This is a genomic window from Nocardia sp. NPDC055029 (assembly GCF_053608525.1).
Genome location: NZ_JBSGVQ010000068.1, coordinates 1 through 17068, shown reverse-complemented (window position 1 = coordinate 17068; position 17068 = coordinate 1). Strand labels below are relative to the sequence as shown.

At 69.8% G+C, this 17068-nt stretch carries 18 protein-coding genes and 2 pseudogenes; 16 read left to right on the top strand and 4 right to left on the bottom strand.

The annotated features are described in order from the left end of the window. Positions 1 to 245: 245 nt before the first annotated feature. A complete protein-coding gene (gene pspM, locus ACWF9G_RS33645; RefSeq protein WP_379310884.1) occupies positions 246 to 1109 on the top strand; it encodes a phage shock envelope stress response protein PspM in 864 nt (287 codons plus the stop codon). Between the two features lie 48 nt (positions 1110 to 1157). Here pspM and ACWF9G_RS33640 read toward each other — a convergent pair whose 3' ends face one another. Beyond that, a complete protein-coding gene (locus ACWF9G_RS33640) occupies positions 1158 to 2645 on the bottom strand; it encodes a carboxylesterase/lipase family protein (RefSeq protein WP_452520215.1) in 1488 nt (495 codons plus the stop codon). Between the two features lie 202 nt (positions 2646 to 2847). Here ACWF9G_RS33640 and ACWF9G_RS33635 point away from each other — a divergent pair, with 202 nt between their 5' ends. From ACWF9G_RS33635 to ACWF9G_RS33615, 5 genes are all read left to right on the top strand, one after another. Then, positions 2848 to 3024: a hypothetical protein gene (locus ACWF9G_RS33635; protein ID WP_379310886.1), complete on the top strand. Its 177-nt coding sequence runs from the start codon at positions 2848 to 2850 to the stop codon at positions 3022 to 3024. Positions 3025 to 3053: 29 nt separating this feature from the next. Continuing rightward, the gene (locus ACWF9G_RS33630) at positions 3054 to 3764 is read left to right on the top strand and encodes a PIG-L deacetylase family protein (protein WP_379310887.1); all 711 of its coding nucleotides are present in this window, start codon (positions 3054 to 3056) and stop codon (positions 3762 to 3764) included. Between the two features lie 88 nt (positions 3765 to 3852). Then, positions 3853 to 5004: a glycosyltransferase gene (locus ACWF9G_RS33625; protein WP_379310889.1), complete on the top strand. Its 1152-nt coding sequence runs from the start codon at positions 3853 to 3855 to the stop codon at positions 5002 to 5004. A 69-nt stretch (positions 5005 to 5073) separates the two neighbouring features. After that, entirely contained in the window at positions 5074 to 5265 is a 192-nt protein-coding gene (locus tag ACWF9G_RS33620; protein WP_379310890.1) for a DUF3046 domain-containing protein, read from the top strand. A gap of 7 nt (positions 5266 to 5272) precedes the next feature. Beyond that, a complete protein-coding gene (locus tag ACWF9G_RS33615; RefSeq protein ID WP_452520213.1) occupies positions 5273 to 6499 on the top strand; it encodes a tetratricopeptide repeat protein in 1227 nt (408 codons plus the stop codon). Positions 6500 to 6511: 12 nt separating this feature from the next. On the opposite strand, the gene ACWF9G_RS33610 is transcribed toward ACWF9G_RS33615, so the two are convergent. Next, positions 6512 to 7027, bottom strand: a complete 516-nt coding sequence (locus ACWF9G_RS33610) for a CGNR zinc finger domain-containing protein (RefSeq protein WP_452520212.1) — start codon at positions 7025 to 7027, stop codon at positions 6512 to 6514. A gap of 128 nt (positions 7028 to 7155) precedes the next feature. Between ACWF9G_RS33610 and ACWF9G_RS33605 the strand changes: the two genes are divergently transcribed. The 10 genes and pseudogenes from ACWF9G_RS33605 to ACWF9G_RS33560 all read left to right on the top strand — a co-directional run bounded on the left by ACWF9G_RS33605 (position 7156) and on the right by ACWF9G_RS33560 (position 15350). After that, on the top strand, positions 7156 to 7605 hold the full coding sequence (locus tag ACWF9G_RS33605; RefSeq protein ID WP_379310894.1) for a nuclear transport factor 2 family protein: 450 nt from the start codon (positions 7156 to 7158) through the stop codon (positions 7603 to 7605). 170 nt (positions 7606 to 7775) lie between these two features. Next, positions 7776 to 8813, top strand: a complete 1038-nt coding sequence (gene recA, locus ACWF9G_RS33600) for a recombinase RecA (RefSeq protein WP_189024126.1) — start codon at positions 7776 to 7778, stop codon at positions 8811 to 8813. 418 nt (positions 8814 to 9231) lie between these two features. After that, positions 9232 to 9774: pseudogene (locus tag ACWF9G_RS33595) on the top strand (regulatory protein RecX); the annotation flags it as partial. Between the two features lie 222 nt (positions 9775 to 9996). Continuing rightward, positions 9997 to 10167 (top strand): annotated as a pseudogene (locus ACWF9G_RS33590) (recombination regulator RecX); the annotation flags it as partial. Continuing rightward, a complete protein-coding gene (locus ACWF9G_RS33585; RefSeq protein ID WP_452520210.1) occupies positions 10164 to 10346 on the top strand; it encodes a hypothetical protein in 183 nt (60 codons plus the stop codon). The pseudogene ACWF9G_RS33590 and the gene ACWF9G_RS33585, both read left to right, overlap by 4 nt. Positions 10347 to 10648: 302 nt before the next feature. Next, on the top strand, positions 10649 to 11299 hold the full coding sequence (locus ACWF9G_RS33580; RefSeq protein WP_379310903.1) for an ABC transporter permease: 651 nt from the start codon (positions 10649 to 10651) through the stop codon (positions 11297 to 11299). Further along, positions 11292 to 12470, top strand: a complete 1179-nt coding sequence (locus ACWF9G_RS33575) for an ABC transporter ATP-binding protein (RefSeq protein WP_452520209.1) — start codon at positions 11292 to 11294, stop codon at positions 12468 to 12470. The genes ACWF9G_RS33580 and ACWF9G_RS33575 overlap by 8 nt, the downstream gene beginning before the upstream one ends. 157 nt (positions 12471 to 12627) lie before the next feature. After that, positions 12628 to 13401 carry an ABC transporter permease gene (locus tag ACWF9G_RS33570; RefSeq protein ID WP_452520217.1) on the top strand — a complete coding sequence of 258 codons (774 nt, stop codon included), beginning with the start codon at positions 12628 to 12630 and terminating at the stop codon, positions 13399 to 13401. Continuing rightward, positions 13398 to 14378, top strand: a complete 981-nt coding sequence (locus ACWF9G_RS33565) for a glycine betaine ABC transporter substrate-binding protein (protein WP_452520207.1) — start codon at positions 13398 to 13400, stop codon at positions 14376 to 14378. Before ACWF9G_RS33570 ends, ACWF9G_RS33565 begins: the two co-directional genes overlap by 4 nt. A gap of 111 nt (positions 14379 to 14489) precedes the next feature. Beyond that, complete coding sequence (locus tag ACWF9G_RS33560) at positions 14490 to 15350, top strand: 3-hydroxyacyl-CoA dehydrogenase (protein ID WP_379310900.1); 861 nt, start codon at positions 14490 to 14492, stop codon at positions 15348 to 15350. A gap of 81 nt (positions 15351 to 15431) precedes the next feature. Here ACWF9G_RS33560 and ACWF9G_RS33555 read toward each other — a convergent pair whose 3' ends face one another. Continuing rightward, positions 15432 to 16325: an amino acid ABC transporter permease gene (locus tag ACWF9G_RS33555; protein WP_452520206.1), complete on the bottom strand. Its 894-nt coding sequence runs from the start codon at positions 16323 to 16325 to the stop codon at positions 15432 to 15434. Then, positions 16322 to 16993 (bottom strand): amino acid ABC transporter permease, encoded by a 672-nt coding sequence (locus tag ACWF9G_RS33550; protein WP_379310902.1) that lies wholly within the window; start codon positions 16991 to 16993, stop codon positions 16322 to 16324. Before ACWF9G_RS33550 ends, ACWF9G_RS33555 begins: the two co-directional genes overlap by 4 nt. Positions 16994 to 17068: the final 75 nt, after the last annotated feature.

Below are 17068 nucleotides of genomic sequence, written 5' to 3'. Positions count from 1 at the left end.
GGGGGGGGGGGCGATCTTTCGGGGCATCCCCTTGCCCGGCCTAACTGCAACTTTTTTTTCCCCCTCCGCCCCAAACCAACGGCCCCCTGACCGCGGGCACGGCCGCGACCGCCGCTGCGCGGCGGACCCTCCTCGGGGTCGGGTCGTGTGGGGCTGGGAATGCGATGTGGTGTGGGCTTCTTGTCAGGGGTCGGTGGTAAACCTGGGGCGCTGCGGGCATTTCGTCGCGGCGGAAGGATGAGGATATGAGCGGGAGAGCACGGCGCGAGCGAGCCGAGATCGTCGATCCGGCGGCGCTCGAACGCCACAGCGCGGCCGGTGGCGTCCCCGCGACTTTGCGGGAGGTCGGCGAGCAGGCGATGGTGGCCGTGCGCCGCTGGGCCGACCCGCGCGAACGCGAGTTGCGCCGTCGGCGGCGGGCTCGCAGGCGCAGTTTTCAGCTCGGCACCGCTTCGGGTGTCACCGCAGTCGGCGCTGTCGGCCTGGCCGTGGTGTCGGCGCCCGCCTGGGCTGTCGTCGTCATCGGCGGCGGCGCTGTCGCTTTCGTGACCGGTACCGCGTTGAGCGCCCGGCGGTACCTGCAGTTGCGCGGTCAGCCGCTGCCCCAGGCGGCGTTCGTCGCCCGCAAGTCACCCGGGCTGCGGTCGGTGGCCCGTGGCCCGATCCAGCGGTTGATCCGCGCCGAACGCGCGCTGCACGGCCTCGGCGCCCAGATCGCCCGTACCCGGCGCCTGCCCGAGGACGAGCTGCGCGATCTGCTCGAGACGGCCCGCTCCGGCGCGGCCGCGCTGCACGCGCTGGCCACCGACGTCGTGGCGATGGAGCAGGCCGCCGACACCGTCGGCCGTGCCAACCCCGAGACGGTGACCGCGTTGAAGACCACCGTCACCGGTGTGCTCGCCCGCCTGGAGACCGGTGTGCTCGAGTACGAGCAGCTGGTCGCCGCCGCGGCCCGCATTCTCGCCGTTCCCGAGGACACTGTGGTCGCCTATCAGTTCAACGGCATCGTCGCGGACCTGCGCGAGGCCGCCGACCGACTCGACGGCTGGGCCCAGGCACTGGCCGATCTGGCCGACCGTCCCGTCGGCACACCGCCCGGCCCGCGATAACAGCAGGCGGACAACGATTCACGGCCCCGGTGACGGGGCCGTTTCTCGTCAGGCGATGGTCTGGCGCAGGGCGTCGAGTTCGGCCGATCGGGGGTTCGCCACCGTCGACGACTCCGGGGTGTCGAAGACGCGCACGCGCTTGCTCTCCCCGTCGAAGGCGGCCCACCCGGGGTCGCCGCTGGTCGCGAATGCCACCCAGGCCGCGTGGATTTCGTCGGCCAGCGACTGTGGCGGGTTCGGCCCGGTGAGGGAATGCGCGTCGTCGAGCGCGTCGAACACGAACGGCACCTCGAGCACGTGGCACGCGCCGAGCCCGGGAAGCCCTGTGGGCCAGGCGAATTCGTAGACGTGCGTCGGCGCGCCCGCGGCATTGGCCTCGGCGAAGTCGACGGTGCCCGCGCGGAAGCACCAGTCGGTGAGGATCGCGTTGAAGATCTCGGCAGGCGTCGCGTCCGGACGCTGCGCCGAATACGTCTGCGCGACAGCCGGATCGATGCCATAGCGGGTGAGCACGAACGGCAGGGTGTCGGCGGTGACGGCGGCGGTGATGCCGGTCGGGACGGTGAAGAACCGGAATTCGTCGGCGGTGGTGCCCGCGATGAGTGGGACGGCGCGCTCCGGATGCTCGGCCAGGACCGCGGTGGGCGCGCCGGGGACGATGTCGCCATCGATCACCGGGAACAGGCTCATGATGCCCATGCCCTGCACGATCACCGAGGCGCCCCAGCGTTGCGGATCCGGGTCGGTCATCACCGCGAGCGCGACCGCGTTCTGCGCGGTCCGCAGCTCGTCGGGGCCGAGCTCGCCGAACTCGGCCGCGGTCGGCGCGATGCCGAGTTCGTCGGCCAGCGCGGCCGCGACCCGGCGGGCGTCCTCGGCGTCGGCGGCCACGGACCCGTTGCCGCTCTGCATGATCGCCCGCCGGAACAGCCCGGTCGACTGCGGCGCGGCGATCAGCGCCGCCACACTCATCCCGCCCGCCGACTCCCCGAAGATGGTCACATTGTCCGGGTCGCCACCGAAGGCGGCGACGTTCTCGCGTACCCAGCGCAGCGCGAAGAGCTGATCGTGCAGACCACGATTGAGCGGCGCGCCGTCGATCGCGGCGAACCCGGAGACCCCGAGACGGTAGTTGATCGACACCATCACCACGCCGTCACGCGCGAACGCCGCACCGTCGTAGATCGCGCGCGCGTTGGACCCGCGCACGAACGCGCCACCGTGAATCCACACCAGCACCGGCAGCCCACTCGCCGCCGGGTCCGGGGTCCACACGTTCGCGTTGAGATACTCGTCGCCGGGAATCCCGTCACTGCCGATCAGGGCGTGGATCGGCGCAGGATAGGGCGACTGGGCGCAGGTGGCGCCCATTTCCGTGGCCTCGCGCACCCCGTCCCAGGCGGGCGCGGGCTCGGGCAGCTGGAAGCGTTTCGCGCCGACCGGCGCCGCCGCGTAGGGCACCCCGAGAAAACGGGTGACGCCTGCCTCGGTCCGGCCGCGCACCGCGCCGCTCGCGATCGTGACGATGGGTTCCATGGACTCCTCCTCGCGCTGAGGCCCCGATTATGGACGCCCGTCCGGGCTCGACGTGGTCGTTTGACGGGGACACGGTCTCGGGGTGAACCCTGAAATCGCCCCCGATATCGGTGCTGACCTGGTGATTTATCGTTTCCTCGGTGGCAGCATCGAAGGTGTCGGATCGCCGGACGGCGGTCGCGGAACTGGCGAGGAGCACATCATGGTCTGGAAAGTCATCGGCATCGTCGTGGTCGCGTTGATCGCGTTCTGGATTCTCGGGGCGCTGATCGAGGCGCTGCTGCCGGTTCTTGTCATCGCGGCGATCGGTACCGGGTTGTACCTGTTGTACAAGGCGGTGTCCGGGGCCGACGACAAGACCACGCTCACCAAGCCGTAATCCGCGCGTCTGCGCTTAGCATGGGCCGGGTGGATCAGGTACCCGAGGACTGGCAGCGCGGACTGGTGATCGTCGCGCATCCCGACGACATCGAATACGGCGCGGCCGCCGCCGTGGCGCGGTGGACCGCGCAGGGCAAGGATATTCGCTATCTGCTCGTCACCCGCGGCGAAGCGGGAATCGCGGGGATGCCGCCCGCGCAGGCCGGGCCGTTGCGTGAGGTCGAGGAGATCGCGGGCGCGCGCGAAGTCGGCGTGCACACCGTCGAATTCCTCGACCATCCCGACGGCCGGATCGAAGAGGGCCTCGCGTTGCGGCGTGAGCTGGCCGCCGCGCTGCGCAGGCACCGCCCGGAGATGGTGGTGCTGTTCAACTTCGGCGATACCTGGATGCCCGGGTTCGTCAACAGCGCCGATCACCGGGCGGTCGGCCGCTCGGCGATGGACGCGATCTCCGACGCGGGCAACGAGTGGATCTTCCCCGAGATCGCCGATCTGGCACCGTGGTCGGCGCGCTGGGCGGCCGTGGTCGGGCCGGTCATGACCCACGCCGTCGATGTCGGCGCCCACCTGGAGCGGGCGCGGGCTTCGCTGTCCGCGCACCGGCGTTATCTGCAGGTGCTCAGCTCGGTGCCGGTCGAGCAGCAGGTGGACGAGATCATCGCGCGCGCAACGGGTCCCAAGGAAGGGTTCGCCGCCGCGCACGCGGTCGGCTTCGAGTTGTTCACCTTCGCCGGCTGATCGCACCTGGCTCTCTTCGCTCGGCCGTCACACGCCGATCTCGCTGCGGCGCGGCGGACCATGTCGAGAGATATGGCAGTCTGGCGGCATGCGAGTAGCTGTGGTGGCCGGGCCCGATCCGGGGCATGCGTTTCCCGCGATCGCGTTGTGCCTGCGATTGCGGGACGCGGGAGACGAGCCGGTGCTGTTCACCGGTCCACGCTGGCTGGACGCGGCCAGAGCCGCCGGAATCAGCGTGCGCAGGCTCAAGGGGCTGGCCCCACGCCCCACCGACGACGACACCGACGCAGGCGCCCGGATCCACGAGCGCGCCGCCCACATCGCGACCGAGAACCTGCCCGAACTCAGCGCGATGCTGCCGGACCTGGTCGTCTCCGACGTGCTCACCGCGGGCGGCGGGATGGCGGCCGAACGGCTGATGCTGCCCTGGGTGGAACTGTCGCCGCATCCGCTGTACCTGCCCTCGAAAGCCCTGCCGCCCATCGGCAGTGGGCTCGCGCCGGGGGAGGGCGTGCGTGGCCGGGTGCGCGACGGGGTGCTGCGCACGATGACCGCGCGCGCGGTCCGGGTGGGCACCCGGCAGCGCTCGGCCGCGCGCGAGAGCATCGGCCTGCCCGCCGAGGATCCCGGTCCGACCGCGCGGCTCGTCGCCACGCTGCCCGCGCTGGAGCTGGACCGACCGGACTGGCCCGCCGACACCCATGTCGTCGGGCCGCTGCTGTGGGAACCGACCGACGCGATCCTGCCGGTGCCGCCGGGCGAGGCGCCCCTGGTGATGGTGGCGCCATCGACCGCGCACACCGGGGTGGCCGCGATGGCCGAGACGGTGCTGGCCGGGTTGGCCGGACTCGGTGTGCGCGCGGCCATCTCGATGCTCGACACCCCCCCGGCCGACCTGCCCGACTGGGCCACCGCAGGCCTGGGCCGCCAGGACGAACTGCTCACCAAGGCCGCGGTGGTCGTCGGCGGCGGTGGACACGGACTGCTCGCCAAATCCCTGGCCGCCGGGGTGCCGGTGGTGACCGTTCCCGGCGGTGGCGACCAGTGGGAACTGGCCAATCGCGCGGTGCGGCAGGGCAGTTCGGTGCTGGTGCGCCCGCTGACCCCCGAGGCGGTCGGTGCGGCGGTGCGCCAGGTGCTCGACGACCCGGCCTACGCCGCCGCGGCAGGCGAGGCCGCCGCGGGGCTGTCGCGGGTCGAGGATCCGGTCGACATCTGTCACGACGCCGCGAAGCGGTAGCGCCCGCCGGGTCGGCCTGCCTTCCGGTGGCACTGTCGGGTGTCGCCGAGCGCGAGTATCTTGGGCTTCGTGCGGTTGACCGAATTCCAGGAGCTGATGCACACCGAGTTCGGCGTGGCGCGCGCCGACGCCATGCTGGCCGATCACGTCATACCGGCGCTGGGGCGGACCGGCGCTGCCGCGATCGAGGCCGGTGTCGATCCGCGTGATGTGTGGCGCGCCCTCTGCGCCGACTTCGATGTTCCCCGAATCCGATGGTGAGCAGGTCATGGCAGTGACAGCGCAGAACCCGGACACCCGGCCGTATCGGTTCGACGAGCGGCTGCGAATGATCCCGGCAGACCCCGAGACGCTCGCGGCCAGGGTCGCGGTCGCCGACCCCCACGATTTCGGCGGCCTGCGCAGGCTGGGCATCGCCTTGATGCTGCTCGGCCGCCACGACGAGGCCCTCGACCGGCTCGATCAGGCGCTGGAACTGGCCGATACCGAGCAGCGGCGGATCACCGTCTGGATCAACCTCGCCGACGTGTACCGCTACCAGGGCGAACCCACCCACGCCGAGATCCTGTACCGGCGTGCCCTCGAGGCCAGCCACGCCCTCGATCCCGATCTCGTCTCCTTCGCCGCCCACCACCTGGGCATATCGCTGGCCGAACAGCACCGCCCGCGGGAAGCGCGGGAACTGCTCAACGAGGCGATGCGGTTGCGGGTGGCCGACGGCGACTCCGAACTCATCGAATCCACCCGCGCGGCGCTGGACCACCTCGACGAGCTGGCCCTGCCGCTGCCGCCCGAGATCGCCGAGCTGCTCGGGCCGGTGCCCGCCTGGTCGGACGAGCACGAGGGCCGCGGCGGCAACCTCTCGCGCTCGGGCGGGTACTGGATCAAACGCGGACCACGGGCCGTCGCCGAACACGATCGCTTGAACTGGTTGCGCGACAAGGGCATCCCGGTGCCCACCGTGGCTGCGTTCGCCGAGGACATCCTGGTGCTCGCCGACGCCGAAGCCCGGTCGCTCACCGACCTCGCCGGCGACGCGGCCGAGGTCGGCGCGCTGATGGGGCAGACCCTGCGCGCGCTGCACGCGTTGCCGGTCTGCGATTGCCCGTTCGACGGCAGCCTCGAGGTGACCCTGGCGCAGGCGCGCCGCAATGTCGTCGAAGGTTTCGTCGACACCGCCGATTTCGACGCCGACCATCGCGAGCTCACCCCCGCCGCGATCCACGAGCACCTGGTGGCGCAGCGTCCCTCCGACGAGGATCTCGTCGTCGCGCACGGCGACTTCACTCCCGGCAATGTGCTGGCCGGTGGCGTACTGATCGATGTCGCGGCTCTGGGCGTGGCCGACCGCTATCGCGATCTCGCCCTGGCCGAACGCGATCTGGCCGAGGACTTCGGCATCGACGCGGTGGTGGCGTTCTTCACCGCCTACGGGCTGACCGGCCCCGATCGCGCGAAGCTCGAGTACTACCGGCTGCTCGACGAATTGTTCTGAGCGGATCGGCGCTCAGCTGCTCTTGGCGTAGTGGCGGGCGGCCTTGGTGCGGTTGCCGCAGGTCGCCATGGAATGCCAGCGGCGGGTGCCGTTCTTGGACGTGTCGTAGAAGAACAGCACGCAGTCGGGATGGGCGCACTGACGGATGCGGTGCGGCGCCTCGACGATGAGGTGCAGCAGATTGTCGGCGGCGAGCCAGCCGGGCAGCCAGGCCGGGTCGGCGACCTCCGGGGTGTCGCGGGGGCCGTCGTCGGTGAGCTCACGGCGGATGCGGCCGCGGTCGAGCACCCGGTTCAGGGCGGTGTGGTCGGCGGTGGTGACGGCCGCGTGGACGGCATCACGGGCCGCGTGCAGCGCGGTCAGCGTGTGCTCGTCGACGGGGACGCGGTCGGCGAGCCCGGTGAGCTCGAGCCACAACCGCAGGCCGTCGAGATCGGTGAGCAGATCACCCGGGGTGGCGCCCGCCCATCGGGTGTTGAGCAGGTCCAGAGCCGGTGGTTCGCCGGTGTGCGGACGGGGATCGCGCATGCCTGAGGTTACCAACTCCGCTCCTAACCACTGTCACGATTTCACGGGTTGACGGTGCTGCCCGGTCGCCTTACTGTCTAACCTGTCAACGTCGAATAGATAGTTATTCTTCCGGAAGAGGTTCCACTGTGCGACCGCCACTGCCACCCTTCGACCTCGAATCCGCCCGCGCCAAGGTTCTTGCCGCCGAGAACGCCTGGAACACCCGCGATCCCGAGCGGGTCGCCGCCGCCTACACCGAGGATTCGGTGTGGCGCAATCGCGACGAGTTCTTCACCGGCCATGCCGCGATCGTCGACTTCCTCGCCCGCAAATGGTCGACCGAGAACGGCTACGCCCTGCGCAAGGATCTGTGGGCCTTCCATGACAATCACATCGCGGTGCGCTTCCAGTACGAATGGCACGACGAGACCGGGCAGTGGTGGCGCAGCTACGGCAACGAGCAGTGGGAATTCGCGCCGGACGGGCGGATGGCGCGGCGCGAGGCCAGCATCAACGACGTGCGCATCGACGAATCGGAGCGGCGGATCTTCGGGCCACGCGCCGAGGGCGACGACTCGGTGCTGCCGCAGCGGTAGGCACCGGGCCCGCGGAGGTGCGCCGGGTTTGCGGGTCCTCGCGTGTTGGGTGGGCGCGTCGCTTGACTCGAATGGGTGTTCGACTAATCTGGGCGCCAGAACTTGTCGGTGCCGGCCTCTACTGTGGGCGCCAACCAGAGAGACACTCACCTCGAGAAGGGGACCACATCATGGCACCGCAGGCCTACGATCGCGACAAAGCGCTGGAGCTGGCACTGGCGCAGGTGGAGAAGAGCTTCGGCAAGGGCGCGGTCATGCGTCTGGGCGAGGAGGCCCGCCAGCCCATCTCCGTCATCCCGACCGGCTCCATCGCGCTCGACGTCGCGCTCGGTATCGGCGGGTTGCCGCGCGGTCGCGTCGTCGAGATCTACGGCCCGGAATCCTCCGGTAAGACCACCGTCGCGCTGCACGCGGTGGCCAATGCCCAGGCAGCGGGCGGTGTCGCCGCGTTCATCGACGCCGAGCACGCCCTCGATCCCGACTACGCCCGCAAGCTGGGCGTCGACACCGACGCGCTGCTGGTCTCCCAGCCCGACACCGGTGAGCAGGCCCTCGAGATCGCCGACATGCTGGTGCGGTCCGGCGCCATCGACATCATCGTCATCGACTCCGTCGCCGCCCTGGTACCGCGCGCCGAGATCGAGGGCGAGATGGGCGACAGCCACGTCGGCCTGCAGGCCCGGCTCATGAGCCAGGCGCTGCGCAAGATGACCGGTGCGCTCAACACCTCGGGCACCACCGCCATCTTCATCAACCAGCTGCGCGAGAAGATCGGCGTCATGTTCGGCTCGCCGGAGACCACCACCGGTGGTAAGGCGCTGAAGTTCTATGCCTCCGTGCGCCTGGACGTGCGCCGCATCGAGACCCTCAAGGACGGCAGCGACGCGGTCGGCAACCGCACCCGCGTGAAGGTCGTCAAGAACAAGGTGAGCCCGCCGTTCAAGCAGGCCGAGTTCGACATCCTCTACGGCCAGGGCATCTCCAAGGAGGGCTCGCTCATCGACATGGGCGTCGAGCACGGCTTCATCCGCAAGTCCGGCTCCTGGTACACCTACGAGGGCGACCAGCTGGGCCAGGGCAAGGAGAACGCCCGCAAGTTCCTGCTGGAGAACACCGATGTGCGCGACGAGATCGAGAAGAAGATCAAGGAGAAGCTGGGCATCGGCGCCGACCTGACCGCCGAGGCCGACGCGCCCGCCGACTTCTGAGCCGATGCGCACGCCGAACCCCGGCCGCGCGCGCCGCGACTCGGCCGATCCGGTCGAGGACATGCGACGGCAGCTGGCTCGCCTCGGCATCGAGGTCGAGCAGCAGGCGCTGACGTCGTCCGCGGATCGTGGGCGGGGAGCGGCCGCTGAACCCGTCCGATCGGCTCGTGACGAACGAGCCGATCCGGACGCGCAGGGAATTCGGTCGGGTGCGGGCGATCCGCAGCGCGCGCACCCGACCGGATTCGCCGATGGTGACAATCCACCCAATTTCGCTGCGCGGATTGGGGATGATCATGAAGAGTGGGGGAGCGGGGCACGACCCCGCCGTGCCCGGCGTGGACGCAGGTCCGCCCGGCGCGACGAAGACTCCCTGTCGACCGGCGTCGGTGGTGACAATGGACGACAGGCGGATCCGGTGGCGGCCGGATCCCAGCCGGGAGAGCCCGACCGGCGGGCCGGCACACGCCGGCTCGCCCCGGGCGACCGTCCCAAGGCCACCGTCGACCAGGCGAAAGACGCCTGCCTGAATCTGCTGGCCGTGCGCGCCCGTAGTCGCGCCGAGCTGGAGAAGCGCCTCGGGGAGAAGGGTTTCCGGGTCGAGGTGACCGCGGCCGCGCTCGACCGGCTCACCGAGGTCGGCCTCATCGACGACAGTTCCTTCGCCGAACAGTGGGTGCACGAGCGCCACACGTACTCCGGCCTGGGAAAGCGGGCGCTGCAGCGCGAACTGCGGGACAAGGGCGTGGCCCCCGCCGACGCCGAGAACGCGCTGGCCATCGTCACCGACGACGCCGAGCGCGCCCGCGCCACCGACCTGGTCCGCCGCAAACTCCAGACGCTGCCGCGAGACCTGGACCGCGACAAGGCGGTCCGCCGTCTCGTCGGCATGCTCGCCCGCCGCGGTTACGACCAGTCCACCGCCTTCGCCGTCGTCACCACCGCCCTCGACGAGGCAGGCTTCACCCAGGCACCCGCTCAGCTCCGCCGCCCGCTCGAGCTCGACCCGGTCCCGACTGGGCAGCCCGAGGGGCGGTTCGAGGACAACGGCCCGCGGCGAACCCGCTCCCGGTGGTCCCGTGGGGCCGGCGGGCAGGCCGACACCGGCAACGAAGCTCCCGACGACGCCGAGTCCCCGGACCCGGCGGCCGACCGCCGTTCCCCCCGCAGACCGGTCCCCGGCGACGAGCAGGCCGCCGTCGACCTGGTCCGCCGCAAACTCCGCGCAATGCCCACCGACCTCGACCGCGCCAAGGTCACCCGCCGCCTGGTCGACATGCTCGCCCGCCGCGGCTACAGCCCCTCCGTCGCCTACGACGTGGTGAAAGCCGAACTGGCCGAGGCCGAGCGATGAGCCGGGTGACGACCATGCCGCTGTCGGTCTCCGAGCCACTGGTCGACCACTTCAGCGACTGGCTGCGGACGAACGGAGCCTGGTTGCGGGCGGGCGCGCTGAATCGCGCGGATATCCCGGCGATCCTGGCCAAGGCCGCCGAGTTCGCCTGGCGGGAACCGGATACGGTCCAGATGTAGATGATCAAGGACGGAGCGCGGCGTCGATATGCACCGATGGATCCGCTCGTGGGGATAGTGGCGGTGCGCTGATCGCCGCGGAACGAGTAGATCCTCGGCGAGGGCGGTGAGCTCGAACCGCCACGCAGGGGTTATGTGGCGCGTAGGATGATTCGGCGCCGGTGAAACCTGGTTTCGCGCAGGCGGATTCGTGCGTCGCGTGCTGCGGCTGGGTGTGGGTACGGGGTGTTTCACCCGGTGTCGGGGTGGGCATTCCGGGGGACAGAGCCTGGTGTGGCTGCCGAACTAGGGGGAGGTGGACCCTGGACGCGTTGTGGTCGTTCGTGGTGAACCGGCGTGAGCAGTTGCTGGTCGATTCGTATCTGCATGTGTCGGCGGTGGTGCAGTCGCTGGTGCTGGCGACGATCGTCGCGGTGATCGTCGGGGTGCTGGTGTACCGGAGTCCGCTCGGTTCCGCCGCCGCGACCGCCACGGCGGGGGCGATCCTCACCGTGCCCTCGTTCGCGCTGCTCGGGTTGCTGATTCCGTTCCTCGGGCTCGGGGTCGGGCCGACGATCGTGGCGCTGGTGCTGTACGCGCTGCTGCCGATCCTGCGCAACACCGTGCTCGGGCTGTCGGCGGTGGATCCGGCGGTGGTCGATGCCGCGCGCGGGGTCGGGATGAACCGGCTGCGGCTGCTGACCGCGATCGAACTGCCGCTGGCATGGCCGTCGATCCTGGCCGGGATGCGGGTCAGCACCCAGATGATCATGGGCATCCTGGCCCTGGCCGCCTACGCGAAGGGTCCCGGCCTCGGCAATCTCATCTTCTCCGGACTCTCACGCCTCGGCAGCCCGAACGCGGTGCCCCAGGCGCTGACCGGGACCGTACTCATCGTCGTGCTCGCACTCGCCCTCGACGGCATCCTGATGCTGCTCGGCCGGCTCACCATCTCGAGGGGAATCCGTGACTGACACCGCAACCAGCACCGACGCCGCGGTTTCCGCGGTGTCCGGGGTCGAGATCGTGCTCGACCGGGTCACCAAACGCTATCCGGACCAGCATGATCCGGCGGTCGAGGAGGTCAGCATGACCATCCCGGCCGGGGAGATCGTGGTCCTGGTCGGTCCGTCGGGCTGCGGCAAGACGACCACCATGCGGATGATCAACCGGTTGATCGAACCCACCTCGGGCACCGTCACCATCGGCGGCCGCGACGCCGCCGCCATCGACGCCGACGAATTGCGCCGGGGCATCGGCTATTCCATCCAGCAGGCCGGCCTGTTCCCGCACCTGACCGTCGCCAAGAACATCGCCGCGGTCCCGGGTCTGCTGGGCTGGGACCGGCGCCGCACCAGCGCCCGCGTCGACGAGATGCTCTCCCTCGTCGGCCTCGACCCCGCCACCTACCGCAATCGCTTCCCGCGCCAGCTCTCCGGCGGTCAGCAGCAGCGCGTCGGCGTCGCCAGGGCGCTGGCGGCCGACCCGCCGGTCCTGCTGATGGACGAGCCGTTCGGTGCCGTCGACCCGATCACCCGCGCCCTCCTGCAGGACGAATTGCTGCGCCTGCAGGGCGAACTCGGCAAGACCATCGTCTTCGTCACCCACGATTTCGGCGAAGCCGTGAAACTGGGCGACCGGATCGCGGTGCTGGGCGAGCGGTCCCGCATCCTGCAGTACGACACCCCGGCGGCGATCCTGGCCGCCCCCGCCGACGAGACGGTCGCCGGTTTCGTCGGCAACACCGCCACCATCGACCGCCTCGGCCTCGCCGTCCTCGCCGACCTCGACTTGGACCAGGGCATCGCCGTCACCGAGGACACCGCACCGGCCGACCTCACCGACCGCCTGCATACCGCGAAGCAGGACTGGGGCATCATCCTCGACGCCGACCGCACGCCGATGCGCCGGATCGCGGCAGGCGAACTCGCCCATGCGGATTCGCTGCGCGACCTCGGCACGCCGATCCAGACCACACTGCCGGCCGAGGCGACGCTGCAGGACGCGCTCGCGATCCTGCTGACCGAACGCACGGCCTCGGCGGTAGTCGTCGACAGGGCGGGCGCCTTTGCCGGAGTGGTCACCGTGGACACACTGATCAGTCACCTGGCCGCCGCAAGCCCACCCGAGACGGTGCAGGCATGACCGCGGCGCAGGGCCGGACACCGGAAACCTGCCGGTCGAGACAGCCTGCCGCGCACCGCTCGCTCGGACAGCAGCGGACGTTCCGGCCGGTGCTCGCGGCGGTAGGAGTGAGGGGAGCCGCGTCGTGACGAATCCTGTCTCCGTCCAGCCCAGTTCGCTGGTGGATGTGCCCGCAGCGGCCGCCGCGCCCGCGGCGCAGCGACGCGCGGAGTTCTGGCGACTGCTGGTCCAGCCGGTCATCGTGCTCATTCTCACCGTCGGCGTGCTGGTGTGGGCGTTCCGGCGCGATCTGACCCTCACCCAGCAGGCGAGCATCAGTGTCGGCAACATCGCCGAGGTCACCTGGCAGCACGTCCTGATCACCGCGGCGGTGGTGCTCATCGTCGTCGCGGTCGCCGTGCCGCTGGGCACGCTGCTCACCCGGCCCGGATTCCGCAGGCTCGCACCGATCTTCGTCGGCATCGCCAATATCGGCGCCTCGGCGCCCGCTATCGGCCTGATCGTGCTGTGCTACCTGGTCACCCGCACCACGGGTTTCTGGGTGGGGGTCGCACCCATCGCGTTCTGCTCGCTGCTGCCGGTGCTGCGCAATACGATCCTCGGCTACCAAGAGGTGGAGCCGACCCTCATCGACGCCGGGCGCGGGCAGGGCATGTCGGCGGTACAGGTGTTGCGGCGCATCGAGTTTCCGCTCGCGGTGCCCTACATCCTGGCAGGCCTGCGCACCTCGCTGGTGCTGGCCGTCGGCACCGCGACGCTGTCGTTCCTGGTGAGCGCGGGCGGGCTCGGCATCCTCATCGACACCGGCTACAAACTGCGCGACACCGTCACCTTGACGGTGGGCGCCGTGCTCGCGGTCGCCCTGGCCTTGTTCGTCGACTGGCTGGGCGCGCTGGCCGAACAGTTCCTCGGACCGAGGGGGTTGCGGTGAGGATCACCCGATGGCTGCGCGGGTTCGTGCCCGTGGCCGGTGTGCTGCTGCTCGCGAGTTGCGGTCTGCAGTCGGGCAGTTCGGTGCCGCTGCCAGTGGGGCCGGGCAGCATCGTGGCCGTGCCCGCCCTCGACGGGGTCGCGGTCACCGTGGGCTCCAAGGACTTCACCGAGGCCAATATCCTCGGCTATCTGATCGAATTCGCGCTCACGGCGGCGGGCGCGAATGTGCGCGACCTGACCAATATCCAGGGTTCCAACAGCCTGCGTGACGCCCAGCTGCACGGACAGGTCGACATCGCCTACGACTACACCGGCACCGGCTGGATCAACTACCTGGGCAACGAGACACCCGAGCCGGACGAGGTGCGTCAATTCGAACTCGTCCGTGACGCCGATCGCGCCGAGCACGACATGGTGTGGGCCGCGATGGCGCCGATGAACAACACCTACGCCCTGGTCGCGAGCAGGCGCACCGCCGAGGAGACCGGCGTGCGCACGCTGTCGGACTACGCGGCCCTGATCGCGAAGGACCCGGCCGCTGCCGCCACCTGTGTCGGCACCGAGTTCAACGTCCGCCAGGACGGCTACCCGGGGATGGCCCGCAAGTACGGCATCGATGTCGGCGCGGTGCGGAAACAGATCGTCCAGGACGCGCTCGTCTACCAGGCGACCGCCGACGCCGAGCAATGCCGGTTCGGCTCGGTCGCCGCCACCGACGGCCGCATCCCCGCGCTGGATCTGGTGCTGCTCGAGGACGACCGCGGCTTCTTCCCGAAGTACAACGCCGCGCTCGTCATGCACGGCCCGTTCGCCGACGCCCACCCCGAGGTCGCCTCGATCATGGCGCCCATCTCCGCGCGCCTGACCAACGCGGTGATCACCGAACTCAATCGGCAAGTCGACATCGGCGGCCGCGAACCAGCCGACGTCGCCCGTGACTGGATGGTCGCCGAGGGGCTGGTCACCGCGGGCTGATCCACCGCGTCGGTGTGCCGAACTGTTACCGGCCTCTCGCCACGCACTCAGCTTCCCGGGCCATGATGGACGGCGGTGGTGACCACCGGAAACCGACTGGGAGGATGACGTATGACCATGGAATTCCGCAAGGTGACCGTCCTGGGTACGGGGGTGCTCGGATCCCAGATCGCTTTCCAGACCGCGTTCCACGGATTCGACGTGACCGCCTACGACATCGACGACAAGGCGCTCACCGCCGCCCGCACCCGCTTCGACGAGCTCGCGAAGGTGTACCAGCAGGACGTGGCGGGCGCCGATGCGAGCAACACCGCAGCGACCGCGGCCGGCATCACGCTGACCGCCGATCTGGCCGCCGCGGCCGCCGAGGCGGACCTGATCATCGAGGCGGTGCCGGAGGTACTCGAGATCAAGCGCGACCTGTACGGCAAGCTCGGTGCGCTCGCGCCCGAACGCACCGTGTTCGCGACGAACTCCTCGACGCTGCTGCCCAGCGACATCGTCGACTACACCGGCCGCGCCGACCGGTTCCTGGCGCTGCACTTCGCCAACCACGTCTGGAAGTTCAACACCGCCGAGGTCATGGGCACCGAGCAGACCGATCCGGCGGTGTTCCGCGCGGTGGCCGAGTTCGCGAAGGCCATCGGCATGGTGCCGATCGAATTGCACAAGGAGAAGGCGGGTTACGTCCTCAACTCCCTGCTGGTGCCGTTCCTGAATTCCGGAATCGAGCTGGCCGCAGGCGGATACGCCGAACCCGCCGCCGTGGACGAGACCTGGCGCATCGCCACCGGCGCGCCCATGGGGCCGTTCCAGATCCTCGACATCATCGGCCTGACCACCCCCTACAACATCCTGATCAACGGCAGAGACTCCGACAAGAAGCTCGCGGCCTGGCTCAAGGAGAACTACATCGACAAGGGCAAGCTCGGCGCCGCAACGGGAGAGGGGTTCTACCGCTACACCACGTAGTCCCGCTCGCGACTGACGGATCGGACAGCCAAAACACCGCGGGGCCCGATATGTACCGGGCCCCGCGATGTTTTTGCCGAGCTAGTTCTTGGTGATGTCGACGCCGGGAGCGGCGTCGGTGACGATCGAATCGGCGGCCAGCACGGTGCCGCCGCCCTTCTTGCGCCGGGAACGCAGTCGCTTCTCCAGCGTCGTCGCCAGGAAGGTCAGCGCCAGGTTCAGCGAGATCATGATCAGCGCGACGACCATCAGCGCGGGGATCGTGTTCTGCTGCGACGCACCCTCCTGCTGACCGGCACGCACCAGCTCCACATAGGTGATCTGGTAGCCGAGCGCGGTGTCCTTGAGCACGACCACCATCTGCGACACCAGCGCGGGCAGCATCGCCGTGATCGCCTGCGGCAGCAGGATCAGGCGCATCAGCTGGGTCTTGCGCAGGCCCAGCGCCACCGCGGCTTCGGTCTGGCCCTTGGGCAGCGACCGGATACCAGCGCGCACGATCTCGGCGATGACCGAGGCGTTGTAGATGACCAGCGCGATGACGACCGCGGCCAGCGCCAGGTCGTCGGAGCGGAAGACCTTGTACTCGCCGAACACGGCGAACAGGAAGATCATCAGGATCAGCACCGGGATCGCCCTGGCCAGCTCGACGATCGCGCCCGCGATCCAGCGGACCCACCGGTGATCCGACAACCGCAGGATGCCGAAGATCATGCCGAAGATCAGCGCGAACACGATCGAGATGACCGCCGCGGTCAGGGTGCCCCGCAGACCCGGCAGCAGGTAGGTCTCCCAGACACCCGCTTCCAGGAACGGCTTCCACTTCTCGGCGGTGAACTGGCCCTGATCGGCGAACGCGTCGTAGAGCAGCCAGCCGAAAGCGGCCAGCGCGAGGACGACCAGGACCGAGTAGAAGTGATGCCGGACGCGCGCGCGGGAGCCCGGCGCGTCGAACAGGACCGACGCTGCGCTCATCGGGCTACCTCGTATCGCTTGGCCAGCCAGCCGAAGAACAGGCCGGTCGGCAGGGTGAGAATGACGAAGCCGAGGGCGAAGATCGCGCCGATCGCGAGCAGCGCCGCCTCGTTCTCGTTCATCTCGCTCATCAGGAACGCGGCCTCGCCGACGCCGATCACCGAGGCGATCGTCGAGTTCTTCGTCAACGCGATCAGCACACTGCCCAGCGGGGCGATGACCGCGCGGAAGGCCTGCGGCAGCACCACCAGGCGCAGGTTCTGCGCGAAGCCGAAGCCGAGCGAGCGGCCCGCCTCGGACTGGCCCAGCGGCACCGTGTTGATTCCCGAGCGCAGCGACTCGCACACGAACGCCGCCGTGTAGACACTCAAGCCGACGATCGCCCAGCGATAGTTGTTGTCCGACAGCGAATCACCGGCCAGCTTCCAGCCCAGGGTGGTGTACAGGCCGAGCGAGCAGAACACGATGATCAGGGTCAGCGGGGTGTTGCGGAAGATCGAGACGTAGGCGGAGCCGATCCAGCGCGCGACCGGGATGGGGGACACGCGCATGGCGGCGACGAGGGTGCCCAGGATCAGCGCGCCGATCGCGGAGAAGAACGTCAGCTTGATGGTCACCCAGAAGGCGTCGAGGATTTCGGAGTCGTACCTCGAGATCAGGTCGAACACGGACGCGCGTCCTCCGATCGGTATGTAAGGGCCAGCAGGACATCAACCGCCGCGGGTGGCCCGGAACTCCCGGGC